General features: G+C 71.6%; 25 protein-coding genes and 1 riboswitch. Of the genes, 13 read left to right on the top strand and 12 right to left on the bottom strand.

Going from position 1 to position 26588, the window contains the following annotated elements; translation table 11 throughout:
- Positions 1–7 precede the first annotated feature (7 nt).
- The 3 genes from MDN94_RS06120 to MDN94_RS06110 all read right to left on the bottom strand — a co-directional run bounded on the left by MDN94_RS06120 (position 8) and on the right by MDN94_RS06110 (position 2594).
- Positions 8–526, bottom strand: a complete 519-nt coding sequence (locus MDN94_RS06120; protein WP_482724935.1) for a hypothetical protein — start codon at positions 524–526, stop codon at positions 8–10.
- 314 nt (positions 527–840) lie between these two features.
- A complete protein-coding gene (locus MDN94_RS06115) occupies positions 841–1464 on the bottom strand; it encodes a response regulator (RefSeq protein ID WP_482724934.1) in 624 nt (207 codons plus the stop codon).
- Positions 1461–2594 (bottom strand): sensor histidine kinase, encoded by a 1134-nt coding sequence (locus MDN94_RS06110; protein ID WP_482727017.1) that lies wholly within the window; start codon positions 2592–2594, stop codon positions 1461–1463. The genes MDN94_RS06115 and MDN94_RS06110 overlap by 4 nt, the downstream gene beginning before the upstream one ends.
- A 369-nt stretch (positions 2595–2963) precedes the next feature.
- On the opposite strand from MDN94_RS06110, the gene MDN94_RS06105 reads away from it, so the two are divergent.
- Entirely contained in the window at positions 2964–3503 is a 540-nt protein-coding gene (locus MDN94_RS06105; RefSeq protein WP_482724933.1) for a GlcG/HbpS family heme-binding protein, read from the top strand.
- A gap of 66 nt (positions 3504–3569) precedes the next feature.
- Positions 3570–4979: a M1 family metallopeptidase gene (locus tag MDN94_RS06100; RefSeq protein WP_482724932.1), complete on the top strand. Its 1410-nt coding sequence runs from the start codon at positions 3570–3572 to the stop codon at positions 4977–4979.
- Positions 4980–5094: 115 nt separating this feature from the next.
- Here MDN94_RS06100 and MDN94_RS06095 read toward each other — a convergent pair whose 3' ends face one another.
- Positions 5095–5670, bottom strand: a complete 576-nt coding sequence (locus tag MDN94_RS06095) for a TerD family protein (RefSeq protein WP_441266752.1) — start codon at positions 5668–5670, stop codon at positions 5095–5097.
- Positions 5671–5868: 198 nt separating this feature from the next.
- Between MDN94_RS06095 and arfB the strand changes: the two genes are divergently transcribed.
- Positions 5869–6303: an alternative ribosome rescue aminoacyl-tRNA hydrolase ArfB gene (arfB, locus tag MDN94_RS06090; RefSeq protein ID WP_307707111.1), complete on the top strand. Its 435-nt coding sequence runs from the start codon at positions 5869–5871 to the stop codon at positions 6301–6303.
- A gap of 43 nt (positions 6304–6346) precedes the next feature.
- Here the strand turns inward: arfB and MDN94_RS06085 are convergent, their stop codons facing one another.
- A complete protein-coding gene (locus MDN94_RS06085) occupies positions 6347–6847 on the bottom strand; it encodes a flavin reductase family protein (RefSeq protein ID WP_482724931.1) in 501 nt (166 codons plus the stop codon).
- A gap of 383 nt (positions 6848–7230) precedes the next feature.
- On the opposite strand from MDN94_RS06085, the gene cdgB reads away from it, so the two are divergent.
- Positions 7231–8868 carry a diguanylate cyclase CdgB gene (cdgB, locus tag MDN94_RS06080; protein WP_441266750.1) on the top strand — a complete coding sequence of 546 codons (1638 nt, stop codon included), beginning with the start codon at positions 7231–7233 and terminating at the stop codon, positions 8866–8868.
- Between the two features lie 163 nt (positions 8869–9031).
- Positions 9032–9991 carry a carbohydrate-binding protein gene (locus MDN94_RS06075; RefSeq protein WP_482724930.1) on the top strand — a complete coding sequence of 320 codons (960 nt, stop codon included), beginning with the start codon at positions 9032–9034 and terminating at the stop codon, positions 9989–9991.
- 94 nt (positions 9992–10085) lie between these two features.
- Here MDN94_RS06075 and MDN94_RS06070 read toward each other — a convergent pair whose 3' ends face one another.
- The 3 genes from MDN94_RS06070 to MDN94_RS06060 form a co-directional block, all read right to left on the bottom strand.
- Positions 10086–11021, bottom strand: a complete 936-nt coding sequence (locus MDN94_RS06070; protein WP_482724929.1) for a 1-phosphofructokinase family hexose kinase — start codon at positions 11019–11021, stop codon at positions 10086–10088.
- A 117-nt stretch (positions 11022–11138) separates the two neighbouring features.
- Positions 11139–12341 carry an N-acetylglucosamine-6-phosphate deacetylase gene (nagA, locus tag MDN94_RS06065; RefSeq protein WP_482724928.1) on the bottom strand — a complete coding sequence of 401 codons (1203 nt, stop codon included), beginning with the start codon at positions 12339–12341 and terminating at the stop codon, positions 11139–11141.
- Entirely contained in the window at positions 12341–13273 is a 933-nt protein-coding gene (locus tag MDN94_RS06060; RefSeq protein ID WP_482724927.1) for an ROK family protein, read from the bottom strand. The genes nagA and MDN94_RS06060 overlap by 1 nt, the downstream gene beginning before the upstream one ends.
- 285 nt (positions 13274–13558) lie before the next feature.
- Here MDN94_RS06060 and MDN94_RS06055 point away from each other — a divergent pair, with 285 nt between their 5' ends.
- From MDN94_RS06055 to otsB, 3 genes are all read left to right on the top strand, one after another.
- The gene (locus tag MDN94_RS06055) at positions 13559–14833 is read left to right on the top strand and encodes an extracellular solute-binding protein (protein ID WP_482724926.1); all 1275 of its coding nucleotides are present in this window, start codon (positions 13559–13561) and stop codon (positions 14831–14833) included.
- A gap of 65 nt (positions 14834–14898) precedes the next feature.
- Complete coding sequence (locus tag MDN94_RS06050) at positions 14899–15177, top strand: DUF3263 domain-containing protein (protein ID WP_482724925.1); 279 nt, start codon at positions 14899–14901, stop codon at positions 15175–15177.
- 10 nt (positions 15178–15187) lie between these two features.
- Positions 15188–16042, top strand: coding sequence for a trehalose-phosphatase (gene otsB, locus MDN94_RS06045; protein ID WP_482724924.1), 855 nt, complete (start codon positions 15188–15190; stop codon positions 16040–16042).
- A 23-nt stretch (positions 16043–16065) separates the two neighbouring features.
- On the opposite strand, the gene MDN94_RS06040 is transcribed toward otsB, so the two are convergent.
- Genes MDN94_RS06040 through MDN94_RS06030 form a run of 3 tightly spaced genes read right to left on the bottom strand, consistent with a single transcriptional unit; the run spans position 16066 to position 19028 of the window.
- The gene (locus tag MDN94_RS06040; protein ID WP_482724923.1) at positions 16066–17523 is read right to left on the bottom strand and encodes an alpha,alpha-trehalose-phosphate synthase (UDP-forming); all 1458 of its coding nucleotides are present in this window, start codon (positions 17521–17523) and stop codon (positions 16066–16068) included.
- Between the two features lie 57 nt (positions 17524–17580).
- A complete protein-coding gene (locus MDN94_RS06035) occupies positions 17581–18021 on the bottom strand; it encodes a hypothetical protein (RefSeq protein WP_482724922.1) in 441 nt (146 codons plus the stop codon).
- Positions 18022–18059: 38 nt separating this feature from the next.
- A complete protein-coding gene (locus MDN94_RS06030) occupies positions 18060–19028 on the bottom strand; it encodes a glucosyl-3-phosphoglycerate synthase (protein WP_482724921.1) in 969 nt (322 codons plus the stop codon).
- Between the two features lie 173 nt (positions 19029–19201).
- A riboswitch (SAM riboswitch) is annotated at positions 19202–19329 on the top strand.
- Between the two features lie 17 nt (positions 19330–19346).
- Here MDN94_RS06030 and thrC point away from each other — a divergent pair.
- The 5 genes from thrC (at position 19347) to MDN94_RS06005 (ending at position 25362) form a co-directional block, all read left to right on the top strand.
- A complete protein-coding gene (gene thrC, locus MDN94_RS06025; RefSeq protein ID WP_482724920.1) occupies positions 19347–20654 on the top strand; it encodes a threonine synthase in 1308 nt (435 codons plus the stop codon).
- A gap of 49 nt (positions 20655–20703) precedes the next feature.
- Positions 20704–20979, top strand: coding sequence for a MoaD/ThiS family protein (locus tag MDN94_RS06020; protein ID WP_283299638.1), 276 nt, complete (start codon positions 20704–20706; stop codon positions 20977–20979).
- Between the two features lie 435 nt (positions 20980–21414).
- Positions 21415–21618 carry a cold-shock protein gene (locus MDN94_RS06015; RefSeq protein WP_005315736.1) on the top strand — a complete coding sequence of 68 codons (204 nt, stop codon included), beginning with the start codon at positions 21415–21417 and terminating at the stop codon, positions 21616–21618.
- A 387-nt stretch (positions 21619–22005) separates the two neighbouring features.
- Positions 22006–23628: a chaperonin GroEL gene (gene groL / locus MDN94_RS06010; protein WP_005315739.1), complete on the top strand. Its 1623-nt coding sequence runs from the start codon at positions 22006–22008 to the stop codon at positions 23626–23628.
- 222 nt (positions 23629–23850) lie between these two features.
- The gene (locus MDN94_RS06005; RefSeq protein WP_482724919.1) at positions 23851–25362 is read left to right on the top strand and encodes an alpha/beta hydrolase; all 1512 of its coding nucleotides are present in this window, start codon (positions 23851–23853) and stop codon (positions 25360–25362) included.
- On the opposite strand, the gene MDN94_RS06000 is transcribed toward MDN94_RS06005, so the two are convergent.
- The gene (locus MDN94_RS06000; protein WP_482724918.1) at positions 25347–26576 is read right to left on the bottom strand and encodes an MFS transporter; all 1230 of its coding nucleotides are present in this window, start codon (positions 26574–26576) and stop codon (positions 25347–25349) included. The genes MDN94_RS06005 and MDN94_RS06000 overlap by 16 nt on opposite strands.
- Positions 26577–26588: the final 12 nt, after the last annotated feature.

Genomic DNA, 26588 nt, shown 5'->3' with positions numbered 1-26588 from the left:
GATGGTGTCATGCCCGGCGGCGCCTGCTGTACGACCAGGTGACGGCGGTCAGTAGGAAGGGGACGGCGGCGAGCGGTCCGAAGAAGAAGGCCCAGACGGTCTCGGCGGTGCCCGACATGTAGGTCCGGCTCTCCACGGTGAACAGGACCACCACCTGCCACAGTGCGAAGAGGACCGTCAGGGCGGACGCGGTCCAGGCGAGGGCGGCGAGCGTGCGGGGGCGCAGCGGCTGCCACCGGTCGCTGACCAGGAGCACGGGGAACAGGGCGGCGAGCTCGGAGACGACGGCGAGGCCGACGACGTAGGCGATGCCCCAGCCGGGGATGCCGAAGGCGTCGCGCAGGACCTGGTCGCTGTAGCCGACGTAGACACCGCTCGCCATGGCGATGCGCCACAGACCGGAGGGCAGGGCGCACAGGGCGATGGCGTGGGCGGCACGGCGCGCCCAGCGAGGTGCGGGGGCGAGCGCCGGCGCGGTGGCGGTGGGCGGGTGCGACGGGCGGCAGGATGTGGTCGAGGCGGTCATGACAACCACGATGTCCGCGTGGGGTGGGGTGACGCTTCCTCCTGCGCGGCGGACCGTCTCCGCCGCGCGGCGGAGACGACGGGGACGCGGGTCGCAGCCGCGGTCGGAGCCGGCCGGGTCCGGTCCGGTGTCGCCGCGTCGGTCGCAGCCGCAGTCGTTCCGGGGTCGGTCCAGGGGCCGCCATGCAGCCGGAGGCGGACCGGGGCCGCAGCCGCCACGCCCCCGCCGCAGGCAGCCGAAGTCCTGGCCGGTCCCGGCGGCCGCAGCCGGTCCCGTGGCCGCCGCGGCAGCGCGGCCGTCGCCGGCGCCCGGTGTCACGGCAGCAGGCGTTGCTCCTTCGCCACCGCCACCGCGCCGGCCCGGGTGTCGACACCGAGCTTGGCGTAGATGCGGCCCAGGTGGGTCTTCACGGTCGCCTCGCTGATGAACAGGGCGCGGGCGATCTCGCGGTTGCCGAGGCCCTGTGCCAGCTGGCCGAGGATGTCGCGTTCACGGTCGGTCAGCGACGGGGCGGCGGCTCCGCGCATACGGTCCATGACCCGGCTCGCCACGGGCGCCGACAGCGCGGTGCGGCCCTGCGCGGCCGCGCGGATCGCCGCGAACAGCTCCTCGGGGCGTTCCGCCTTGAGGAGGTAGCCGGTCGCGCCGGCCTCGATGGCCCGGGTGATGTCCGCGTCCGTGTCGTACGTGGTCAGGACCAGCACGTGGGTGCCGGGCGAGGCGATACGGCGGGTGGCCTCGACGCCGTCGATGCCCGCGCCCAGCTGGAGGTCCATCAGGACGACGTCCGGCTTCAGTTTGGCGGCCGTCGCGACGGCCTCCTCGCCGCTGCCGGCCTCGCCGACGACCTCGATGTCGGGCTCGCTGCCGAGGAGCGCGAGCAGTCCGGCGCGGACGACGGCGTGGTCGTCGCAGAGCAGGATCCGTACGGCTGTCATGAGCGGGCCTCCAACGGGATCGCGGCGGACAGCACGGTGCCCTCGCCGGGTGCCGACTCGACGGTGAGGGTGCCGCCGTGCTGTTCGACACGGGCCCTGATCGCGGGCAGACCGTGTCCGCGCACGCCGGGGGAGGAGCGGCCGGCGGCGGGGTCGAAGCCGCGCCCGTCGTCCGCGACGTCGAGGACGACCTGGTCGCCCATCAGCGTGAGGGTCAGCGTGGCGGCGGTGGCACCGGCGTGCTCCCGTACGTTCGCCAGCGCGCCCTGGGCGATACGCAGCAGCGCGGACTGGACCCGGTCGGGCAGGGGCGCGGGCGGGCCGTCGAGGTGGAAGCGGACGGGGAGGGCGTCGGTGGACTCCCGGTCGGCGAGCGCCCGGAGTGCCTCTGGGAGGCTCCCGCCCTCGGTGAGGTCGGCCGGGGCCAGGTCGTGGACGAAGCGGCGGGCCTCGGCGAGGCTGCGCTCCGCGATGGACTCGGCGGTGCGGACATGGCCGCGGGCGGCGGACGGGTCGCTGTCCCAGGTGCGGTCGGCGGCCTGGAGCAGCATCTGCTGACTGGACAGGCTCTGCGCGAGGGTGTCGTGGATCTCCATGGACAGCCGCTGCCGTTCGGCGAGAGTGCCTTCACGGCGCTCGGTGGCGGCGAGTTCGCGGCGGGTGCGGACCAGGTCGTCGATGAGTGCCCGCCGGCGGTCGGCGAGCCGTTCCGCGTGGACGAAGACGGCCGTGGCGACGGCTGCGACCGCGGGCGGCGCGATGACCAGGTTCGGGTCGAAGCCGCCCTGTGCGAGTTGCAGCTGCGCGGCGACGACGAACACCGTGAGCAGAGCGACCAGGGCGATCGCCGCGCGGGTCGGCAGCGCGCGCAGTCCCGTGTAGAGGAGGGGCACGGCGCACCAGGCGAAGCTCGGGGCGAGGAGGACGAGGACCACCCAGACGGCCACGACGGTGACCAGCCACATCAGCCGACGGGGGGTGGCGCGCGGGCCGAACACCGGGCCCACCGTGTAGAGGACGGCGAGGGTCACCGAGAGCCCGATGATCCACGGGGACCGGAACTCCCAGGGGTGGCGCAGGAGATAGCGGACGAGCGAGGCACCGAGCAGCAGGAAGAACGCCGCGTGCATCACACCGGCCAGCCATCGGGCGTCGGGGTCCTGCTCGCCGTGCTGTCCGCCCGCGGGCCCGCCGTGCCGGTCCGGCACCCGCGGGCGGGTCCGCTCCCGGGGCCGTTCCCGCGCCGGGGCTCCGCCCCTGCCCTGTTCCTTGTCCACCGACGTCTCCTCGACCGACCAGGCCCCTGACCTGGGCCTGCTTCTTCATGGTGGCCCGGCGGACCCATGGGGGCATCAACCGATCGGCTGACACGCCCGTCGTCCATCATGCGCGCCAAGGGCAGCCGGAGCGTGGACCGTACCGGGCACTCCGCGACCGGAGGATCGATGGCAGAGCGAGAGCCACGGCGGAACAGCCGCCCTCATGAAGGAGCCACCCGGATGAAGAAGACCCTGATCGGTGCCGCCACCGCAGCCGTTGTCGCCGTCGGCACGTTCGGCGCCGTAGCGGCGAACGCCTCCGCCCCGGCCGCGGAGACCAGGGCCGCCGTCACCGCCGACGTCTCGTCCCGCAGCCTTCAGCAGTCCACGCATCTGACGATCGACGCGGCCACCAGGGCCGCGCAGGCCGCGCTCGACGCCGCGGAGCAGGAGAACCAGCGCGTCACGGTCGCCGTCGTCGACCGGAACGGCAACACGATCGTCACCCTGCGCGGCGACGGCGCGGGCCCGCAGTCGTACGAGTCGGCGGAGAAGAAGGCGTACACCGCGGTGTCCTGGAACGCCGCGACGTCCGAGCTGGTCAAGCGGCTGGAGCAGGCCCCGAACCTGAAGGACATCCCGGGGACGCTGTTCCTCGGCGGCGGGGTGCCGGTGCAGGCCGAGGGCGCTCCGGTCGCCGGCATCGGTGTGGCGGGCGCGCCGAGCGGCGAGCTCGACGAGAAGTTCGCCCGGGCAGGCGCCGCCGCGCTCGGCCGCTGACCGGGCCGCCCCGGGGCCGGCCTGTTCAGGACCCACCCCGGGGTGTCGCATGCCTAGGATCTCGGGGTGGACCCGCACCTCTCGCGCCGCGCCGCCCTTCTGCGTACCGCCCTCGCCCTGCTGCTCGTCGCGACCGCCGCCATGGGCTGCTCCGGTGACGGTGCGGGCGTGCGGGGAACGCCGGGCGCCGCGGGGCTCCGTGATCCGTACTTCCCCCGGCTCGGCAACGGCGGTTACGACGTCCGGCACTACGGACTCGCCCTCGGCTACGACCCCCGCGACGGTCGCCTCCGGGGCACGGCGGAGCTCACGGCGCTCGCCACCCAGGATCTGAGCGCCTTCCACCTCGACCTGCGCGGGATGACGGTGGAGCGTGTGACGGTCGACGGCGCGGAGGCCGCCGTCAACCGGGCCGGTACGGAACTGACGGTGCGTCCGCGCCAGGACATCCACAAGGGCGCCGAGTTCCGTACGGTCGTCCGGTACACCGGGGTCCCGCAGACGGTCACGGACGCCGACGGCTCCAAGGAGGGCTGGCTGCGTGCGGCTGACGGTGACGCCCTCGCGGTCGGCCAGCCGGTCGGTTCCATGGCGTGGTTCCCCGGCAACCACCACCCGGCGGACAAGGCCGCGTACGACATCACCGTCACCGTTCCCGACGGCTACGAGGCGGTGTCCAACGGCGAGCCGGCGGGTGGGCTCACCAAGGGCGGGCGGACCGTTTTCACTTGGCGTTCCGAGCAGCCGATGGCGAGCTTCCTGGTCCTGCTCGCGGTCGGCGACTTCCGCACGGCGACCACCCGCACGGCTGCCGGGCTGCCTGTCGTGACGGCCGTCGATCCGTCGGCGGCGGAGCAGAGTGCGGCGCTGCTGCGCAAGCTCCCGCGGATCGTCGAGTGGGGGACGGAGAAGTTCGGGCCGTACCCGTTCTCGTCGGCGGGCGCGGTCGTCGTGCCCGCCGGGGAGGTCGGATACGCGCTGGAGACGCAGAGCCGGCCGGTCTTCCCGCTGGACCGTTTCGACGAGGAGACCCTCGTCCATGAGCTGGCACACCAGTGGTTCGGCAACTCGGTGACGCCGGCGTCCTGGCGGGACATCTGGCTGAGCGAGAGCTTCGCCACCTACGCCGAGTGGATGTGGCTGGCGGAGGCCGGGGACACGCCGGTGCGGGAGAGCTTCGAGGACGCCTTCGCGGACCAGGAGAACTGGGCCTTCGCCCCGGCCGTGCCACCGCGCGCCGAGGACATCTTCGCGGCGCCGGTCTACGGGCGGGGGGCGATGGTGCTGCACAAGCTCCGCGAGGCCGTCGGCGACGACGTCTTCTTCGAGATCGTGCGCGGCTGGGCGCAGAAGAACCGTCACGCCAACGCCTCGACAGGCGACTTCACCGCCTACGCGGAGGCGAGGTCGGGCAAGGATCTGACGGAGCTGTGGAAGGTGTGGTTGTACGGGGACGACAGGCCCCGGAGCCCGTGAGCGCGACAGGCCCCGGAGCCCGTAAGCGCGACAGGGCCCCGGCTCGCGGCCGGGGCCCTGTCGAACGACCGTGTCAGGACGTCAGGCGGTAGGCCGACGCCGAAGTGGCGTCAGGTCAGAGGTTGACGCCGAAGTCGCGGGCGATGCCCTCGAGGCCGGAGGCGTAACCCTGGCCGACCGCGCGGAACTTCCACTCGGCTCCGTTGCGGTAGAGCTCGCCGAAGACCATGGCGGTCTCGACGGCGGCGTCCTCGCTGAGGTCGTAGCGGGCGATCTCGGTGCCACCGGCCTGGTTGATGATGCGGATGTAGGCGTTGCGCACCTGGCCGAAGTTCTGGCTGCGGGAGACGGCGTCGTAGATCGAGACGGGGAAGACGATCTTGTCGACGTCGGCCGGCAGGCCCGCGAGGTTGACGTTGATCTGCTCGTCGTCGCCGCCGCCCTCGCCGGTGCGGTTGTCGCCGGTGTGGACGATGGTCTGGTCCGGCGTCGCCTTGTTGTTGAAGAAGACGAAGTGGGCGTCGGAGGCGACCTTGCCCGCGCTGTTCACACCGATCGCGGACGCGTCGAGGTCGAAGTCCGTGCCGGTGGTGGTGCGGACGTCCCAGCCGAGGCCGACCGTGACGGCGGTGAGGCCCGGGGCCTCCTTGGTGAGCGAGACGTTGCCGCCCTTGGACAGGCTTACTGCCATTGGGAAGTCCCCTTCAATTCGGATCTGCGGGCTACGGGTCCTCCCGAAGCTACCGTCACAGGTCATAACGCGGGCAGGGGACTGTCAGGTTCCATCCACCGGGGTCCGGTTCCACGCACCGGGAGCGGGGCCGGACCCGGACGCGGACGAACGGTCGGGGAGAAAAGAGGGTGACGGGCGCGTCCGGGGCGCGGGACCATGGATGACATGTCCGGGCCCTACATCATCCGCGGCTCCGTCTCCCTGCCGGAGGCCGAGCTCATGTGGCGTTTCTCGAGGTCCTCGGGGCCCGGTGGCCAGCACGTCAACACCAGCGACTCGCAGGTGGAGCTCCGCTTCGATCTCGCGAGGACGGAGGCGCTGCCGCCGGTCTGGAAGGACCGTGCGCTGGAGCGGCTCGCGAGCCGGATGGTGGGCGGTGTGATCGCCGTACGCGCCTCGGAGCACCGCTCTCAGTGGCGGAACCGTGAAACCGCGGCGGTACGGCTGGCGTCCCTGCTCGCCGAGGCGACCGCTCCGCCGCCGAGGCCCCGCCGGGCGACGAAGATCCCGCGCGGCATCAACGAGCGCAGGCTGCGGGAGAAGAAGCAGCGCGCGGAGACCAAGCGGGGCCGCTCCGGCCGCGACTGGTAGCGCGCCGCTCACCACCTCGACCGGCGCGCGCACCTCGGCGCGTTCAGCCCAGGTGCCGGTACCGCCCCCGGAAGTACGTCAGGGGCCCGGCGACCACGTCGGAGAGTCCCACCTTCAGGACATGGCCGATGACCAGTGTGTGGTCGCCGGCCTCCACCCGCTGCTCCGTGCGGCATTCGAGGGTCGCCAGCGCGCCCTTCACCAGAGGCGCCCCGCAGATCTCGCCGCGTTCATGGGCCAGGTCGTCGAAGAGCAGGCGGTCGCTGAGCCGGCCCTTCATGGCGAACCGGCCGGCGATCTGCCGCTGGCCCTCGGTGAGGACGGAGACGCCCCACAGCGGCTGTTCCGCGAGCAGGTCGTCCATGCGTGAGTCGTTGCGCAGGCTGACGAGCACCAGTGGCGGGTCGAGGGAGACGGACATGAAGGACGTCGCCGTCATGCCGACGTCCTCGCCGCGCGGCCCGTGGTCGGCGTCGTGCGCGGTGACCAGCACCACGCCGGCGGCCAGACGGGACATGGCGGCACGGAATTCCTCATTGCTCACCCCCTCAGGATGGGGGATGGCGGAAGTGGCGGGAGCGGGGGTCGTCTGCAACACACAGGGGACGCTAGTGTCGGCCGTTCCGCCGCCGCATCGGGCTCCGGGACCAGCCGGGTCCTAGGACCGCGGGCCGACCACCATGAGTAACCATGGGTACGCCTCTATGGTTTTGCATTCAATAATTGATTTCAAGAAAGCTAGGTGTGTCCGGCCGGTCAGCATCTGACCCTTCATCACCTGATGTGACTTGAGTCACAGAGCCCAGTATTTGTTGACCCTGTGTACCGGCTGAGCTGCTCGCTGTGATTCAGTGGCCGGGATACCGCTACAAGTACGCCAATCAGACGCCCTGGAGTTTGCTGTCGAGGTCTCGGGGAGAGCGAGCGATGGAGACCGAGTCGGAGCCCTATGTCCGTCTTGCGACCCTGCGGCAGCTGCACCGGGTCGTCGCGGACCTCAACACGGCCCGCAGCCTGGCCGACACCCTGCAGACCGTCGCCGACGGAATCGTCGCCGGACTGGGCTACGAACTGGCCTGCGTCAACCTGGTGCGCCCCGACGGTGACCTCGTCGTCGCCGCCTTCGCCGGCAGCGCCGCCGCCGAGGCCCTGATCACCGGCCGGGTCGGCTCGCGCACTTCCTGGGACCGCCGCCTGTCCATGGGCGAAGCCTGGGGCGACCTGCGCTTCATCCCGCACACCGAGGGCTGGGTCCTCATAGAGGACGACGTTCCCCAGTGGCACACCGACGGCCCCGAGCCCCGCTTCGACGACGAATGGCACCCGCAGGACCGCCTCTACGCCCCGATGTACGCGTCGGGCGGCGGGCGCGAACTGCTCGGCGTGATCTCCGTGGACCGGCCGCGCAACGGCCGCCGTCCCGGGCCCTGGGGTCAGGAGGCGTTGCAGATGTACGCCTCCCAGGCCGCGATCGCCATCAGCAACGCACGACTTCGAGCCAATATGCAGCGCGCCCTGGTCCGCCTCGAGCGCGAGCAGCAGGCACTGCGCGCGAGCGAGGAATCCTTCCGTCAGGCGTTCGAGTACGCCCCGAGCGGCATGGCCATCGCCGAGATGGGCGGCGACCAGCACGGCCGCCTGCTGCGCACCAACGATGCCCTGTGCCGGCTGCTGGGCCGCCCCGCCTCCGCGATGCGCCGCTACTCCTTCGCCGACCTCGTCCACCCCGAGGACGTCGGCACCCTGCTGCGGACCTCCGCCGAGGGCGGACGCGCGGAGATCAGGCTGGGCCGCAGGGACGGCAGTTATGTATGGGTGTCGCTGCGGAACTCGGTCGTCGCCGACACCGCGGACGGGCCCCGCTTCCTCCTCACGCACGTCGAGGACATCGAGGACCGCAAGCGCCACGAGCTCCAGCTCGCCCACCGCGCCTCGCACGACGCGCTCACCGGCCTGCCCAACAGCGCGGAGCTGCGCGCCCGGCTCAGTTCGCGTCTGTGCGAGCGGCCGCACGCGACGTACGCGACGGACATCGAGGCGCTCGACGCCGCGTACGAGACCGACCGCGGGTTCCGGAGCGACGGCTTCGACTTCGACACGGTCGGCGGGCGGCCCTACGACCACCACATACACACCGTCGCGCCGGACAGCGAGATCGACGACGGCGCCAAGGGGCTCGCGGTCCTCTTCTGCGACCTGGACGGCTTCAAGTCGATCAACGACCGCTTCGGGCACCAGACCGGTGACGCCGTTCTCGTCGAGGTCGCGCGCCGGCTCACCACCGGGGTACGGGACGGGGACACGGTCGCCAGGCTCGGCGGTGACGAGTTCGTCGTCCTCGCCGACGGCCTCGGCGCGGCGGACGCCGCCGATCTCGCCGTACGCCTGCGGAACGCGATCATCCTGCCCATCCGGGTGGGCGGCCGCGGGGTGCGGGTGGGCGCCAGTTTCGGCATCGGCTGGGCGAGCTGCGGGATGTCCGTCGAAGAGGTCCTGCAATCCGCGGACCAGCGGATGTACATCGAGAAGCGGTCCCGTTCGAAGGTCCACCGCAGGGCCGGCTGAGCACCCGTGGGGCCGGGTGACCTATCACACCCGGCCGCGACCGGCCTGGTGACCGGCTGCGGTCCCACCGGATGAGGCCCACGACACCCGATGGGTGGAGTGGAACCGGGTAGGCTCGCCTCGCGTCAGCGTTGTGCTGACGAGATGGTGAGGAGTGACTGGGATGACGGCCGGGAACAACGGCGCGAGCAAGCCCGAGGACGACGACCCGTTCGGCTACCTGTACGCCGACGGGCAGCAGGCAGGCGCCACGCCGCCGCGCCAGGGCGGCTACGGCTACCCCGGTCCGGCCGCGCAGCCCGGGGTCCCCCGCACCTCGTACAACCAGGTCCGGACGGTCGGCGAACGGCAGTACGGCCAGCAGGTCCCGCACCAGCAGGCGTACGGGCAGCAGCCGACGGCCGCGTACGCCGCACCGGAGACGTACCCCGGGGCTTCCGCCCAGACGCGTCAGGTGCCGGCCCAGCCCGGCGGCCACGGCCAGGGCGGCCATGGCGGCGGCCCCAACACCAAGGGTCTGCTGATCGGCGCGATCGCGGTCGTCGCGGTCGTGGTGATCGGCATTGCCGCCGCGCTGATGAGCAGCAACGGCGACAAGGACGACTCGGCCGGCCAGGGCGGCGGGGGCACCACCCCGTCCGCGGGCGAGACCGTCCAGGAGAAGCCGTCGCCGACCGACAACGAGTCGCAGCCGCCCGCCGAACTGCCCAAGCAGGACGCGGCGACGCTGACGCTGGGCCCGCCGGCGGCGCTCGCCAAGGACGTGCCCGGTGCGAAGGGCGCGGACGGCGCGTACGTGATGTTCAACGGTGTCGGCGGTTCCGCCGGCTGGTCGGTGGACGTCCCGGAGGCCGGCGCCTACACGATGTACATCACGTACAGCGTGCCCGGCAAGGACGCCAAGACCTCCCTGACGATCAACGGCGGGCAGCCCCGCGAGCTCAACATGTCGAACTTCGCGAAGGCCGCGGAGGGCGACTGGCAGAAGGGCTGGACCAACACCTACGCCTTCGTGAACCTGGAGAAGGGCAAGAACGACCTCAAGATCTCCTGCGAGCAGGGGAACCAGTGCGAGGCCTATCTCGACCAGGTCTGGCTGGAGGCCGGCCAGACCAAGAGCTGACCGTGGGCCCCGGGCTCGGCCCGTACGCCCGTCACCGTCCCGGCCGCGTCCCGCGCGAGCCGGGACGAGTCGTTTCCGGTGCGCTCCCGCGCGGTCACTTCCCGGGTGCGGACGGCGTGAGCTCGACGACGGTGACCTTCGGCAGCAGCCGCTCGTACGCGGCCGCGTCGAACTCGCCCGCCGCGCGGGCCAGCACGGTCGCCGTGGAGAGGGCCACCGCCCGGGACAGCCGCTCCGGCCAGGAGAGTCCCGCGACCAGTCCGGAGAGCAGACCGGCGACCGCCGAGTCGCCCGCGCCCGTCGGGTTGCCCTTCACCGGCTCCGGCGGGGCCGCCTGCCAAATGCCGTCCGGGGTTGCGGCGAGCAGACCGTCCGGGCCGAGCGAGGCGACCACGGTGTGCGCGCCGCGGCGACGGGCGTCGCGGGTGGCGCGGAGCGGTTCCCGTGAGCCGGTGAGCTGCGCGAGCTCGTCGGCGTTGGGCTTGACGAGATCAGGCCGGGCGGCGATGCCGCGGCGCAGCGGTTCGCCGCTGGTGTCGAGGAGTACGGGCACCTGGGCGGCGCGCGCCCGGCGCACCAGCTCGGCGTACGCGCCGACATGGATGCCCGGAGGCAGGCTGCCGCACAGCGCGACCGCGTCGGCGTCGCGCAGGAGGGAGTCGTACGAGGAGAGGAAAGCGGCCCACTCCTCGGGCAGGACGGTGGGTCCCGGCTCGTTCAGCTGCGTGGTGTCGCCGTCGGCGCTGTCGGTGACGGCGATGGTGCGGCGGGTGGTGCCGGAGATCTCGACGAGCGCGTCGTGCGGTGCGAGCGGGGCGAGCATCCCGCGCAGCACCGCCCCGGTGGCTCCGCCCGCGAAGCCGGTGACGACGCTCTCGTGGCCCAGGGCCGCGAGCACGCGGGCGACGTTGAGGCCCTTGCCGCCGGGGCGCTCCACGACCTCGCCGACCCGGTGCGTGGTGTGCGGGGTGAGGGCGGCCACCTGGTAGGTGATGTCGAGGGCGGCGTTGAGCGTGACCGTAAGGATCACCCGTGGACACCCCCGAAGAACGCGTTTGCCGTGCTCGTACGGGTCCTGATCATGCCAAACGGAAGGCGGTTGGCCCAAGACCCGGTGTCCAACCGCCTGCCGCGAGGTGCCGCGCCGTCAGCCCACTTGGGGGCGGACGACCCATTCGCCGCGACGCATCACGCCCTTGAGGGCGAAGTCGGCGTCGAGGACCACCAGGTCCGCGTCCTTCCCGGGGTCGAGCGAACCGACCCTGTCGTACGCGCCGAGGAGCTTCGCCGGGTTGGCGGAGATCGCCGTGACGACGTCCTCCACCGGGATGCGGTCGACGGTGACGGCCCGTTTGAAGGCGGTGTCCAGCGTGAGTGTGGAGCCCGCGATCGAATGGCCCTCCACGAGCCGCGCGACACCGTCCTTGACCTCGACCTCGAGGGGGCCCAACTGGTAGCGGCCGTCACCGAAGCCCGCGGCGTCCATGGCGTCCGTGATGAACGCGACCCGGCCGGCGCCGGCGCTGCGGAAGGCCAGTTCGAGGGCGGCAGGATGGAGATGGGTGCCGTCGTTGATCAGCTCGACGGTGATCCGGTCGTCCTCGAGCAGCGCCGCGATCGGGCCGGGGGCCCGGTGGCCGAGCGCCGGCATCGCGTTGAAAAGGTGCGTGGCGACGGTGGCGCCGGCGTCGATGGCCTCGCGGGTCTGCTCGTAGGTCGCGTCTGTGTGGCCGATCGCGGCGATCACGCCGTGCTCGGCGAGCAGCCGTACGGAGTCGATTCCGCCGGGCAGTTCGGTGGCGAGGGTGACCATCTTCGCGGTGCCGCGGGCGGCGTCGATCAGCTTGCGGACCTCGGCCGGGTCGGGGTCGCGGAGCAGTTCCTCGCTGTGGGCGCCCTTGCGGCACGGGGAGATGAACGGCCCCTCGAAGTGAATGCCCGCGAGGTCGCCCTGTTCGACCAGCTCGGACAGGAAGCCGGCCCGGTGGGCGAGGAAGTCCATGTCGCCGGTGACGGTGGAGGCGACCAGTGTGGTGGTGCCGTGCCGCCGGTGCGTCATGACGCCGCGCAGGACGTCCTCCGCGGTGCCGGAGGTGAAGGAGGCTCCGCCGCCGCCGTGGTTGTGGATGTCGACGAAGCCGGGGACCACCCAGTGGCCGGAAAGGTCGTGGACGTGAGCCTCCGCGGCGGAGGCCTCCGTGACGATCTTCGAGCCCTCGACGACGACGCGTCCGTTGTCGACGGTCCCTGTCGGCAGCACTACCCGGGCACCGGCCAGAACGGTGCTCGGCGGATGGTGCGGGCTCCTGGCGTGGACCGTGCTCGTGGCGCGAGCGGCGCTGGCGGCCATCAGGCGGTTACCTCCGTGGCGAGTAGATCCCAGGCGAGCAGCCCTGCGCCCAGGCATCCGGCGGTGTCCCCGAGGGCCGCCGGGACGATCGTGGGCAGCTTCTGGAACGTCACGCGTTCCTCTACGGCCGCCCGAAGGGGTGAGAACAAGGTTTCCCCGGCCTCGGCGAGCCCGCCACCGATGATCAGCGTGCGGGGGTCCAGCAGGGTGAGCGCCGTGACGAGGCCGTCGGCGAGTGCGTCGACCGCCTCCTGCCACACCCTGGTCGCCGCCTTGTCGCCCGCCTCGACCGCCCTGGCGCAGTCGGCGGCGTCAGCGGTGGGGTCGCTGGCGGCGGCGGCCCAGGCCCGGGTGACCGCGGCGGCGGAGGCCAGCGTCTCGAGACAGCCGCGCTGCCCGCATCCGCAGGCGGGGCCGCCGGGCCGTACGACGATGTGGCCGATCTCGCCGGCGCAGCCGTGGGCGCCCGCCTCGATGGTGCCGTCGATGCCGATGGCGCCCGCGATGCCGGTGCCGAGCGGTACGAACAGGAACCGGTCGGTGCCCCGGCCGGCGCCGATGCGGCCCTCCGCGAGGCCGCCGGTGCGGACGTCGTGGCCGAGCGCCACCGGAACGTCGTCGAGCCTGTGGCTGAGCAGTTCCCGCAGGGGGACGTCCCGCCACCCGAGGTTGGCGGCGTAGACGGCGATGCCGTGCTCGCCGTCGACGATGCCGGGCACGGCGACGCCTGCGGCCTCCGCGGCCTGCCCCAGATGTTTCTGGCCGTGGCCGCGGAGATCGGCGGCGAAGCCGAGGATCGACTCCACGACGGCGTCGGGCCCGCGCTCGCGCCCGGTGGGCCGCCGTGCCTCGTGCAGGAGCGTGCCGTCCGCCGCGACCAGGGCAGCCTTCATACCGGTGCCGCCCACATCGAGGGCGATGACGTGTCTCACGGGAACAGTCTGGCGCGTACAACGGGTAAAGGTCTAGTCCACTCGCCGAGATTGTTGCCACGCCATACAAACCGGTGGCCCGGGCGCGCGGCCGGTCGCGGACGCCCCCCGTGCGCCGCGTACCCCGCGCGGGGCTGTGCGGGCGTTGTGAAAGTGAGACCGCAGTGGTGTAGACCTTGTACGCCGGATGGGGAAAGATCGCTCCCTATCTCACAGGACGTCGCGGGGGACCGACTGGGACAAACGGACAACGCGTAACTAGGTAGCAGAGGGTGGGGAAGAGCTGTGCAGCGGCGCTTCTTGGGTCTGACAGCGGCTGTCGCCGCACTCGGAATGACGGTTTCGCTCGCGGGCTGCGGCAGCTCCAGCGGATCCGGGGACGGTGTCACCCTCAAGCTGGTGGCCGCCGACTACGACGTCGCCGGCGGTGAGAGCAGCAAGAAGTACTGGGCCGATCTGACGGCCGTCTTCGAGGCGGAGAACCCCGGCATCGAGGTCGACGTCCAGATCGAGTCCTGGAACGACGTGGACCGCAAGGTCGCCGAGATGGTCAAGGCGGGCAAGGCTCCCGACATCGCGCAGATAGGCGCCTACGCCGACTACGCCGCGGCGGACAAGCTGTACTCCGCCGACCAGATGCTCTCCATCCCTGTCCAGTCCAACTTCCTTCCCCCGCTCACCGACGCGGGCGAGATGAAGCGCACCCAGTACGGACTGCCGTTCGTCGCCTCCACCCGGCTGCTCTTCTACAACAAGGACCTCTTCGAGGACGCCGGGATCAGCGGCGCCCCCGGGACGTGGGAGGAGCTGAAGGAGAACGCGGAGCTGCTCGAGCAGAACACCGACGTCGACTACCCCTTCGCGCTGCCGCTCGGCCCCGAGGAGGCCCAGGCGGAGACGATGATGTGGCTGCTCAGCGGCGGTGGCGGCTACACCGACGAGCTCGGCAGGTATGCGATCGACTCCCAGCAGAACATCGCCACCTTCGAGTGGCTGAAGGAGAACCTGGTCGACGAGAAGCTCACGGGACCGGTCGCCCCCGGCAAGCTCAACCGCAAGGACGCCTTCGCCGCGTTCACCCGGGGAGAGGTCGGCATGCTCAACGGCCACCCCTCGCTGCTCCAGGCCGCGGAGAAGGCGGGCATCGACGTGGGCAAGGTCGCGCTCCCCGGCAGGAACGGCGCCGCCGACACGGCGATGGGCGTCGCCGACTGGATCATGGGCTTCAAGCAGAACGGCCACCGCGCGGAGATCGGCAAGTTCCTGGACTTCCTCTTCACGGACGAGAACGTCCTGGAGTTCGCCGGGCAGAACGATCTGCTGCCGGTGACGGTCTCCGCCCAGGAGGAGATGAAGAAGGACCCGGACCACGAGGACCTCAAGGAGTTCCTGGAGGTGCTGCCGGGTTCCGTGCTGCCGCCGGTGGGCAAGACGTCGTGGGCCTCGCTCAGCGAGAACATCAAGAAGAACATCGGCGACGCCGTTGGTCCGGGCGGCAGCCCCGCCCGCACGCTGGACCGGATCTCACAGGACGCCAAGGCGGCCGAGAGCGCGGAGTGACTCCGCGCGCCGGCGTCGTCCACAGGGCGGTCCGGGCGTCGGTGGACACCGATATGTTGGATCGTATGACCGACGACCAGGCGCCTGACGAGCAGGAGACCGGCGACCGGCCCGGCGCCCAGGAGCTCTCCGAGCGGGACCGGGCCGTCCTGGCCATGGAACGCCGTTCCTGGCCGGGCCCCGGTGTCAAGGAGCGGGCCGTCAGGGAGCAGCTCGGCATCTCCCCGGTCCGCTACTACCAACTGCTCAACGCCCTGCTCGACGACGCCCGTGCCCTCGCGCACGACCCGGTCACCGTCAACCGGCTTCGCCGTGTGAGGGACGCGAGGAGAAGTCGCCGCTAGGGTCGAAGGCATGGGCAGCTCCCCGTTTGCAGAAGCCGAAGACTCCATGCCGACGCCGTCCACGCCCGCAGGCCGTGACGGCCTCGCGGCACTCCTCGAACGGCCCGGGCAGGCCGTGATCGCACTCGACTTCGACGGCACGCTCGCCGAGATCGTGCCGGACCCCGAACAGGCACGCGCCCATGAGCGCGCCGTCCCCGCGCTGGCCGCGCTCGCGCCGAAGGTGGCGTCGGTCGCGGTGATCACCGGCCGCCCGGCCGGGGTCGCCGTCCGCTACGGCGGCTTCTCCGGTGTCCCCGGTCTCGACCGTCTTGTCGTGCTCGGCCACTACGGCGCCGAGCGCTGGGACGCGGTCACCGGGACCGTACGCGCCCCGGCCCCCGACCCGGGGGTCGCGGCCGTGCGGGCCGAGCTCCCCGGTTTCCTCGACCGGATCGGCGCCTGGCAGGGCACCTGGATCGAGGAGAAGGGCCGCGCCGTCGCGGTGCACACCCGCCGCGCCGAGGACCCCCAGGCCGCCTTCGACGCCCTGCGTGAGCCCCTGGCCGCGCTCGCCTCCCGGCACGGCCTGATCGTGGAGCCGGGACGCATGGTCCTCGAACTGCGCCCGCCGGGCGTCGACAAGGGCGTCGCGCTGTCCGAGTACGTGCGGGAGGTGGGCGCCGGGTCCGTGCTGTACGCGGGCGACGACCTGGGCGACCTCGCCGCCTACGGCGCCGTCGAGAAGCTGCGCTCGGACGGTGTGCCCGGCCTGCTGCTGTGCAGCGGCAACGAGGTCCCCGAACTGGCCGACCGCGCCGACCTGGTGCTCCCGGGACCGGCGCAGCTGGCGGACTTCCTGGCCGCGCTGGCCCGGCGCGTCTAGTTCCTGTCCGCCCGGGTCAGGGCCTAGACCTCCTCGCGCAAGGCCTGGAGCTGGTCGAGGAACCACTGCCGCGGCGGCAGCGCGGTCGCTGCCGCCGCCAGGCGCTTGGAGCGTTCGGCCCGCTCGTCGGCGGACATGGTCAGCGCCTCGTGAAGCGCCGCCGCCGTCCCGCTGACGTCGTACGGGTTGACGGTGATCGCGTCTTCGCCGAGCTCCTCGTGGGCGCCGGCCTCCCGTGACAGGACCAGGGCGCAGCCGAGGTCGGTGACGACGGGTACCTCCTTGGCGACCAGGTTCATGCCGTCCCTGATCGGGTTGACCAGGGCCACGTCGGCCATCCGGTACGCGGCCAGCGAGCGGGCGAAGTCGTCCTTGACGTGCACGACGACCGGCGTCCAGCCGGCCGTGCCGTACCGGGTGTTGATCTCGTCGGCGAGACGGAAGACCTCCGCCGTGTAGTGACGGTAGACCTCCAGGTCCTGGCGTGAGGGATAGGCGAGCGCGATGTGCACGACGCGTTCGCGCCACTCCGGGTGCTCCTCCAGCAGCTCCTGGTAGGCTTGGAGGCCGCGCAGGATGTTCTTGGACAGTTCCGTGCGGTCGACGCGCACGATCGTCCGGCGGCCTTCGCCGGCCTGTTGCCGCAGGGCGGCCATCCGCTCGTCGACGTCGGGGCGTGCGGCCCGCTCACGCAGGAAGTCGGCGTCGGCGCCCAGCCCGTGGACCCCGAGCCTGGTCCGGTGACGGCCGCGGCCGGGCATGCGGAACTCGAAGCTCGGTTCCTGGTCCTTCGGCCAGAGCGACGTCCCGTCGTACGGCGCGAGGACGGCGGCTGCACAGCTCTGGAACGCCCGCATCCACCGCTTGGTCAGGAACCCGAGCCGGTCGGCGCCGAGCATGCCGAGCAGCAGTTCCTCCGCGATGTCGCCGGGCAGCATCGCGAAATACTCCGGGGGCGCCCACGGAGTGTGCGAGAAGTGGCCGATCCGCAGGTCGGGACGGAGTTCGCGGAGCATTCCCGGGACCAGGGCCAGGTGGTAGTCCTGCACGAGAACAACGGCGTCGTCGGCCGCCTCCGCGGCGAGCGCCTCGGCGAAGGCCCGGTTGTAGAGCCGGTAGGCGCCCCACTGGCGCCGGAACTCCCGGCCGAAGGCGGGCTCGAAGGGCGTCTGGTACAGCATGTGGTGGACGAACCACAGCACGGAGTTCGCGATGCCGTTGTACGCGTCGGCGTGGACGCCGGCGTCGATGTCGAGCATGCGCACACCGGGTTCGCCGACCCCGCGCCGGACCGCTTCGCGGTCGCCGTCGCCGAGGGCCGCGCACACCCACAGCGACTGCGCGTCCGAGCCGATGGCCGACAGGCCGGAGACGAGTCCTCCACCGCCGCGGCGGGCGTCGAGCTCTCCGTCCTCGTTCAGCTCGTAGGAGACAGGGCCGCGGTTGGACGCGACGAGGATCTGGGCTGCGTCGGAGACCATGTGCCGAAATCTAGCCCGTACCGCAACAGCTCAAACGTGCGTACGGCGCCGCGCAGGTCAGTGGTCGCGGCGGCGGCCGCGGGTGGCGGCCACGGCGATGACGCCGGCCGCCGTCAGGCTCAGCGCGACGCCGCCCAGCAGCCACAGCTGCTCCGCCGTGCCGCCGGTGCGGGCCATCTCCACGTGACGGACCGGTTCCCGGCCCTGGAGGCCGTCGGCCCCGCCCACGGACCCCTCCGGGCCGCCGGCGTCCGAGGCCGCGCCGGGAGCGGTCCGGTGCGCCGGCTGCTCACCGGGGAACGTTCCCGGCGCTGCCGGCCCGGCCGGCACCGCCACCGCGGGGACGGCCGGTCCGAAGACGGCGGCCGCGGTGACCGCCAGGGTGCCGAGGAGCCGGGTCAGCCGTTCCGTGCCGCCGGAGGGCGTCTCCTTGCGGTGCCTGCCGCGGCTGCCCGGAGATCCGGGGAACGACAGAACAAGAAATCCCATAAGTCCCATACATTGGAAATGTAGGCAAAATGACCGGTTGGTCCTGCTTATGCGGCGCGACGCGCCGCGTACTCACTGATCTCGAGCATCGGTGGGCGCTCCTCCGTGTCCACCGGGTGGGTCACCGGCACGAAGCCGTTGCCCACACGCTCGAACTGCGTGATCGACGGGCGCACCAAGTGCGGGCGGGCGAGCCTCAGTTGGGCGGTGCGGTAGATCGTCGCGGCCATTCTGCCGAGCGCGTGCCCGTCCTGATGGCGGTGCTTGCGGGTGCCGACGTCGACCTGGGCCAGCGCGTCCAGGCCCACCAGGTTCAGTGAGTCGACGAGGAGGCCGAGCTCGACGCCGTATCCGACGGGGAAGGGCAGCCGCTCCAGCAGTGAGCGCCGTGCCGCGTACTCGCCGCCCAGCGGCTGCACGAACCCGGCGAGCTGCGGCCAGTGCAGATTCAGCAGCGGCCTGGCCATCAGCTCGGTCACCCGGCCGCCCTGGGCCGGGGTGCCGTCCGGCCCGGGAGCGGCGCCCCCGCCCAGCGGACGGTCGTACATGGCCTTGACGAACTGGACGTCGGGGTCGGTCAGCAACGGGCCGACGATGCCGGAGACGAAGTCCGCGGAGAAGTCCCGCAGGTCCGCGTCGCAGAAGCAGACGATGTCACCGCCCGTCGCCATCAGCGACCTCCACAGCACCTCGCCCTTGCCGGCCACCGCGGGCAGACCGGGCAGTATCGCGTCCCGGTGCACCACCCGGGCGCCGGCGGCCGCGGCCACCTCCGACGTGCGGTCGGTCGAGGCCGAGTCGATGACGACCAGCTCGTCGACGAGCGGGGTGTTCTCCATCAGCTCCCGGCGGATGATCGTGACGATCTCTCCGACGGTCGCCTCCTCGTTCAGCGCGGGGAGCACGACGCTGACGGTCGTGCCCTGCCTGGCCTTGGCGGACATCAGCCTCTCGAGGGAGCGGTCGGACGCGGACCAGGAGCGCCGGCTCAGCCAGCGGGCCACCTCATCGAGCACTTCGCGTCTCCCTTGACAGTCGATCGACAGTCGGTCGTGTGATCCATCTCGCGGGTCGGACGACTATCTCAAGCGTCCGGGGCTTCGGTTACAGTCTTGAGCAACGCGAAGGACCCGCGCATCTCGGGGGGTCCCAGCACACAAACGCCCGGACCGCACGTCCGGAGCCATACCGCTCATCCAGAGGGGCAGAGGGAACGGCCCGTTGAAGCCCCGGCAACCCTCCCGCCGACCGCGAGGTCACGGTGGGGAAGGTGCCAATTCCGTCTCGTGGCGAAGTGCGTCACGAGGAAGATGAGGAGAAAGGGCCTCGCCATCATGGCTGCGCAGACCGTCGCAAGCACCAGCACCTCCGCCACCTCGTCCACCTCCGTGGATCTCGGCCCCGCCGCCGCACTTTCGTGCCGCGAGTGCGGACAGCGTTTCGAACTCGGTCCCATCTTCGCCTGCGCCGAGTGTTTCGGGCCGCTCGAAGTCGCCTACGACCTGCCGAGCGGCAGCCCCGAGGAGCTCCGGAAGCAGATCGAGGCGGGCCCGGCCAACATCTGGCGCTACGCCCCGCTGCTGCCCGTCCCGGCCGACGTGGCCGACAAGCCGAACCTGAACCCGGGCTGGACCAAGCTGGTCAGGGCCGACAACCTGGCCCGCGAACTGGGCGTCACCGGCGGTCTGTTCGTCAAGGACGACTCCGGCAACCCGACGCACTCCTTCAAGGACCGGGTCGTCGCCCAGGCCCTCGAGGCCGCCCGTGCCTTCGGCTTCACCACCCTGTCCTGCTCCTCCACGGGCAACCTCGCCGGCGCGGTCGGCGCCGCCGCCGCGCGGGCCGGCTTCCGCTCCTGCGTGTTCATCCCGCACGACCTCGAGCAGGGCAAGGTCGTCATGGCCGCGGTGTACGGCGGCGAGCTCGTCGGCATCGAGGGCAACTACGACGACGTGAACCGCTTCTGCTCCGAGCTCATCGGCGACCCGCTGGGCGAGGGCTGGGGCTTCGTCAACGTCAACCTCCGCCCGTACTACGCGGAGGGGTCCAAGACCCTGGCGTACGAGATCTGCGAGCAGCTGGGCTGGCGGCTGCCGGACCAGCTGGTCGTCCCGATCGCCTCCGGCTCCCAGCTCACGAAGATCGACAAGGGTCTTCAGGAGCTGATCAAGCTCGGGCTCGTCGAGGACAGGCCGTACAAGATCTTCGGGGCCCAGGCCGAGGGCTGCTCGCCGGTGTCGACCGCCTTCAAGGCCGGCCACGACGTCGTGCGGCCCCAGAAGCCGAACACCATCGCCAAGTCCCTCGCCATCGGCAACCCGGCCGACGGCCCGTACGTGCTGGACATCGCGCGCCGCACGGGCGGGGCCGTCGAGGACGTCAATGACGAGCAGGTCGTCGACGCGATCAAGCTGCTGGCCCGCACCGAGGGCATCTTCGCCGAGACGGCCGGTGGCGTGACGGTGGGTGTGACGAAGAAGCTGATCGAGGCGGGCCTGCTCGACCCGGCGCTCACCACCGTCGTGCTCAACACCGGCGACGGTCTCAAGACCCTCGACGCCGTCGCGGAGACCTCGCAGGCGACCGCCGTCATCCGCCCGAGCCTGGACGCGTTCCGCGACGCGGGCCTGGCCGCCCACTGAGAACCTTGCTCCGCACTGCCACGCCGTACTCCGCCGAGAGGTGACGAACATGAGCGTCAACGTCCGCATCCCCACCATCCTCCGTACGTACACGGGCGGCCGGGCCGAGGTCCCGGCGGAGGGCGCGACCCTCGCCGAGGTCATCGCGGACCTGGAGAAGAACCACACGGGTATCGCGGCCCGCGTCCTGGACGACCAGGGCAAGCTGCGCCGGTTCGTCAACGTGTACGTGAACGACGACGACGTCCGCTTCGAGCAGGGCCTGGAGACGGCCACGCCGGACGGTGCGGGCGTGTCGATCATCCCCGCCGTCGCCGGCGGTTGACGGAATAGGGGGAGCGGCCGCTGAGCTCTCCCCAGAGATTTACCCGCAGTTACTGAAATTGCCCCCTCCGCGAGAGAAGCGGAGGGGGCAATTCTGCAGGGTTGAGCGCGGTAGAGTTTGGGAAGCCCCCTTCGCCGGCCGCTCGAGAATGCCTTCAACTTCCGCAAGAATGCGGCCGAACCATGCGATCGAATTGCCACTTAGGCGTTATTTGCCGGGCCCGACTTGCCCCGGAATTCCATGAATTGACACGGATCGGTCGTTCGGTCCTGCCCAGATTTCTCGTCCGATTGACCTGTTGCAGAGGGCAGTTGGGCAGATACATTCAGCCGCGGTCGACGCGTTCCGGCGCACACCCCTCCTGCTGGGGTGGAGGTCTGACCCGGGTCCGCGAAGTGCGGTCCTGCGCAAGGGCCAGTAATAGGGGAGTTAGGCATGGCTCAGGGCACCGTCAAGTGGTTCAACGCGGAGAAGGGGTACGGCTTCATCGCGGTCGACGGTGGTGCGGATGTTTTCGTCCACTACAGTGCGATCCAGATGGACGGTTACCGCACCCTTGAAGAAGGTCAGCGAGTCGAATTCGAGATCTCGCAGGGCCAGAAGGGTCCGCAGGCGGACATGGTCAAGCTCGCCGTCTGATCCAACTGATCGAGGCGCGATCGGCCACCGACGCACTCACGCATGAGGGGCTCGCCTCCCGGCCACCGGGAAGCGGGCCCCTCACGCGTGTCCTGACACCGCCGCGGGCGCCGGCGCCGGCCGCGGCGTCCCTCGGGAAAGCCTGCGCCCACCCCACGCCCGACCGCCTTCCGCCGGGCGGCCTTGCTCGAAGGCGCTTGCACTCTCATGGGTCGAGTGCTAATCATTGGCGTTAGCACTCTCCCAGTGAGAGTGACAGAACTTGGATCGGGTCGGTGAGGCCCGCGAGCCGGGTGGGGCAAGGAACCACAAGGCGCGCAGGCCGTCCGTCGCGGGCGCCGGATGCGATCCGAAGCAATCCACCCCAGTCCGGGAGGACCACTTCACATGGCCAAGATCATCGCGTTCGACGAGGAGGCACGGCGCGGTCTCGAGCGCGGGATGAACCAGCTCGCCGACGCCGTCAAGGTCACCCTTGGCCCCAAGGGTCGCAACGTCGTCCTCGAGAAGAAGTGGGGCGCCCCCACGATCACCAACGATGGTGTTTCCATCGCCAAGGAGATCGAGCTCGAGGACCCGTACGAGAAGATCGGCGCCGAGCTGGTCAAGGAAGTCGCCAAGAAGACGGACGACGTCGCCGGTGACGGTACGACCACCGCGACCGTTCTCGCCCAGGCGCTCGTCCGTGAGGGCCTGCGCAACGTGGCCGCCGGCGCCAACCCGATGGCCCTGAAGCGCGGCATCGAGAAGGCCGTCGAGGCCGTCTCCGGCGCCCTGCTCGAGCAGGCCAAGGACGTGGAGACCAAGGAGCAGATCGCCTCCACCGCCTCCATCTCCGCCGCTGACGTCCAGATCGGTGAGCTCATCGCCGAGGCCATGGACAAGGTCGGCAAGGAAGGCGTCATCACCGTCGAGGAGTCCCAGACCTTCGGTCTGGAGCTCGAGCTCACCGAGGGTATGCGCTTCGACAAGGGCTACATCTCGGCGTACTTCGCCACCGACATGGAGCGTATGGAGGCGTCCCTGGACGACCCGTACATCCTGATCGTCAACTCCAAGGTCGGCAACGTGAAGGACCTCCTTCCGCTGCTGGAGAAGGTCATGCAGTCCGGCAAGCCGCTGCTGATCATCGCCGAGGACGTCGAGGGTGAGGCCCTGTCGACCCTGGTCGTCAACAAGATCCGCGGCACCTTCAAGTCCGTCGCCGTCAAGGCCCCGGGCTTCGGCGACCGCCGCAAGGCCATGCTGAACGACATCGCCATCCTCACGGGCGGCACGGTCATCTCCGAGGAGGTCGGCCTCAAGCTCGAGAACGCCGGCCTGGACCTGCTGGGCCGCGCCCGCAAGGTCGTCATCACCAAGGACGAGACCACGATCGTCGACGGTGCCGGTGACAGCGACCAGGTCCAGGGCCGCGTCAACCAGATCCGTGCGGAGATCGAGAACAGCGACTCGGACTACGACCGCGAGAAGCTCCAGGAGCGCCTCGCGAAGCTGGCCGGCGGCGTGGCCGTCATCAAGGCCGGCGCCGCGACCGAGGTCGAGCTCAAGGAGCGCAAGCACCGCATCGAGGACGCCGTTCGCAACGCGAAGGCGGCCGTCGAGGAGGGCATCGTCGCCGGTGGTGGCGTGGCCCTGCTCCAGGCCTCCTCGGTCTTCGAGAAGCTCGAGCTCCAGGGCGACGAGGCGACCGGCGCCAACGCCGTGAAGCTCGCGCTGGAGGCCCCGCTCAAGCAGATCGCCGTCAACGGTGGTCTCGAGGGCGGCGTCATCGTCGAGAAGGTGCGCAACCTGCCCGTCGGTCACGGCCTGAACGCCGCGACCGGTGAGTACGTCGACATGATCGCCGAGGGCATCATCGACCCCGCGAAGGTGACCCGCTCTGCTCTGCAGAACGCGGCCTCCATCGCGGCGCTGTTCCTGACCACCGAGGCCGTCATCGCCGACAAGCCGGAGAAGGCCGCCGCGGCCGCTCCGGGCGGCATGCCGGGCGGTGACATGGACTTCTGATCCGCCCGCGGATCGGCAGACCGGTTTCACACCGAGGGCGGCACCCCTGCACGGGGTGCCGCCCTCGGGCGTTCCCCGGCGGCGCGCGGGCAGGACGTACGCCCACGACCGCCGCCGGAGCCGTCCTGGGGGTGACCGGCCCGAGCGGGTGGGACAAACCCCCTGCCGGATACGGGAGTTGGTCCCGTGGGGCCGGGCGCGCGGATCCGGGAGGGTCGTGCCATGGCAATCACTCGAACGTTCCGTCTCCGGCCCGCCGTCACCGTCGCGCTGACCCTGCCCGCCCTCGCGACCACGCTGGTCGCCCTCCCCGCGCCGTCCGCAGAGGCGACCGCCCGGCCCGCATCGGCCGTCCGGTGGGGCCCGTGCCCCGGGACCGGGCTCGACCCGCGCCAGGAGTGCGGGACGGTGTCCGTGCCGCTGGACCACGCGGAGCCGCGCGGGCCGCACATCACGCTCGCCGTGTCCCGGCTGCGCAGCGAGAAGCCCGAGGCCCGGCGCGGCACGCTGCTGATCATCCCAGGCGGACCGGGCAACCCCGGTCTGCACGAGCCCTCCCGCCGGGGGAAGGCCCTGCCGCAGTCGGTGCGCGACGCGTACGACGTCGTCAGCTTCGATCCGCGCGGCGTCGGCCGGTCCGCACCCGTCAGCTGCGAACTCCCGCACGACGACCTCGCCATGGAGCGCCTGCGCCCCTGGCCGGCGCCCGACGGCTCCGTCGACGACAACGTCGCCGCCGGCCGCCGCCTCGCCGACGCCTGTGCCGAGAACGGCGGCGAGGTCCTGCGCACCATCAGCACCCGCAACGAGGCGCGCGACATCGACCGCGTCCGGGAGGCGCTCGGGGAGCGGAAACTGTCCGCGTGGGGCGTCTCGTACGGCACCTACGCCGGCGCCGCCTACGCGCAGATGTTCCCCCACCGCACCGACCGCTGGGTCCTCGACAGCAACGACGACCCGGACCCGGAGCGGGTCGCGCGGGGCTGGCTGGCGAACTACGCGGTCGGCGTCGAGGACGTCTTCCCCGACTTCGCCGCCTGGGCCGCCGATCCCGCCAACCCGGATCGGCTGGCGGCGACACCGGAGGAGGTGCGGCCCCTCTTCCTCGCCCTCGCCGCCCGCCTGGACCGCGCGCCGATCCCCTGGCCGGGCGCCAACCCCGAGGAGCTGAACGGCAACGTGCTGCGCCAGACGCTGCTCGACAGCCTCTACTCGCCCAGGCGTTTCCCGGTCGTAGCCCGCCTGATCGCCGCCGCCCGCACCGGGGCCGCGCTGCCGGCCCCGAACACGCCGCCGGACGAGGCCATGCAGAACACGGTGGCGGCGTCGGCCGCGACCATCTGCAACGACGTGGACGCCTGGGGGGACGACCAGGCCTCCTACGAGAAGGCCGTGGCCGACAGCCGTGAGCGCCACCCGTTGACGGCCGGGATGCCCGTCAACGTCATGCCGTGCGCCTTCTGGGACCTCGGCCCCACCGAGCGGCCCGTCCGCGTCACGCCGCACGGCCCGTCCAACGTCCTCCTCGTCCAGAACGACCGTGACGTGGCCACCCCGCTCGCGGGCGCGAAGGAGATGCGGGCGGCCTTCGGGGACCGTGCGCGGATGGTCGTCGTCGACGCGGCCGGCCACGGGTCCTACGTCGACAACGGCAACGAGTGCGGCGACGCGACCGTGACCCGCTTCCTGCTCACCGGGGAGCGCCCGGCGCGGGACCGCTACTGCGCCTCCTGACCGGCCGGGGCCGGCGCCGGACGCGGCCGGCCCATCACGGCGGCCACCAGCAGGTACGGCACGGCCAGCAGCGCGAAGACCGCGCCGTGGGAGGCGTACGGCGACAGTGCCGCGTACGTGCCGTACGCCAGCAGCGAGGCGATGTTGGTGCCGAGGCCCGTCAGCGAGGTGATGGTCGCCCGGCTCCTGCCGGTGATCGCGGCCTGGAGGCGTACGTCGGCCAGCACGTCCGCGAGTTGGAAGACGAGGAACGCGACGGCGAGCAGGGCGAATCCGGCGGGCGTGCCCGACAGCGCGCCCGCCGCGAGCGCCACGGCCGCGGCCGCGACCAGCGCCCCGGTCGCGCGGACCGACAGCCGTTCGCCGGCCGTCACCAGCAGCGAGCCGAGCGTCACACCCACCCACACCACCAGCACCAGCAGGGGGACGGTCTCGGTCGCGACACCCGTGGCGGCGGCGAGCAGCGGCACGTACTCGTCCAGCACACCCCAGATCGAGGTGATCACCACGGCGAGGACCATCGCCCGCCGGACGGGACGGCTGCCGCGTACTTCGGCCAGTCCGGAACGCAACGTGGCGAGGTAACCCGGCCGTTCGGCGCTGTCGTGGTGGGCGGTGGCGCGGTGCTCGGGGAGCGTCGCGCCGGCAGCCGCGCACAGCAGGCAGGCGCCGATGCTCCCGGCCCACACCAGCGCGTCGCCGCCGAAGGCGAGCGCCGGCGCGGCAGCGGCCGTGGCCGCGGCCGTCGCGGCCATGCCGAAGGCGGCGGCCCGGCCCATGATCCGGCCGTAGCGGTCGACCGCGCCGAGCCGTTCGAGTTCGTCGTGCACGAGCGCTTCCATGGAGCCGGAGCGCAGGGAGCCGCCGACCGCCCAGAGCGTGAAGCCGGCGGCGTAGGCCGCGTAGGAGGGGGTCAGCGCCCACAGCGCGAATCCGACGGCGGTCAGCAGCGGGCCGGCGACGAGCGTGACGCGGCGGGACACCGCGTCGGACCATACGCCCGACGGCACCTCGACCAGCAGGCCGACGACGCACCAGATGGCGAAGAGGGAGGAGATCTCGGCGGTGGTCAGGCCGTGTTCGGCGAAGAGCAGGGCGTAGAGGGGGTAGAGGAGGACGAAGTCCTCAAGACCCGCGTAGGCGTAGAGCCTTCGCTCGAGCCGGCGGACGCCGCGGACGCGGGGGTCGGGCGGGCATGACGAAACGGTGAGCATGCGTGTGGTCCT

Source organism: Streptomyces sp. WAC00040 (assembly GCF_056835925.1).
Note: the sequence above shows the minus strand (reverse complement) of the source record. Positions and strands in the feature narration are given on the sequence as shown.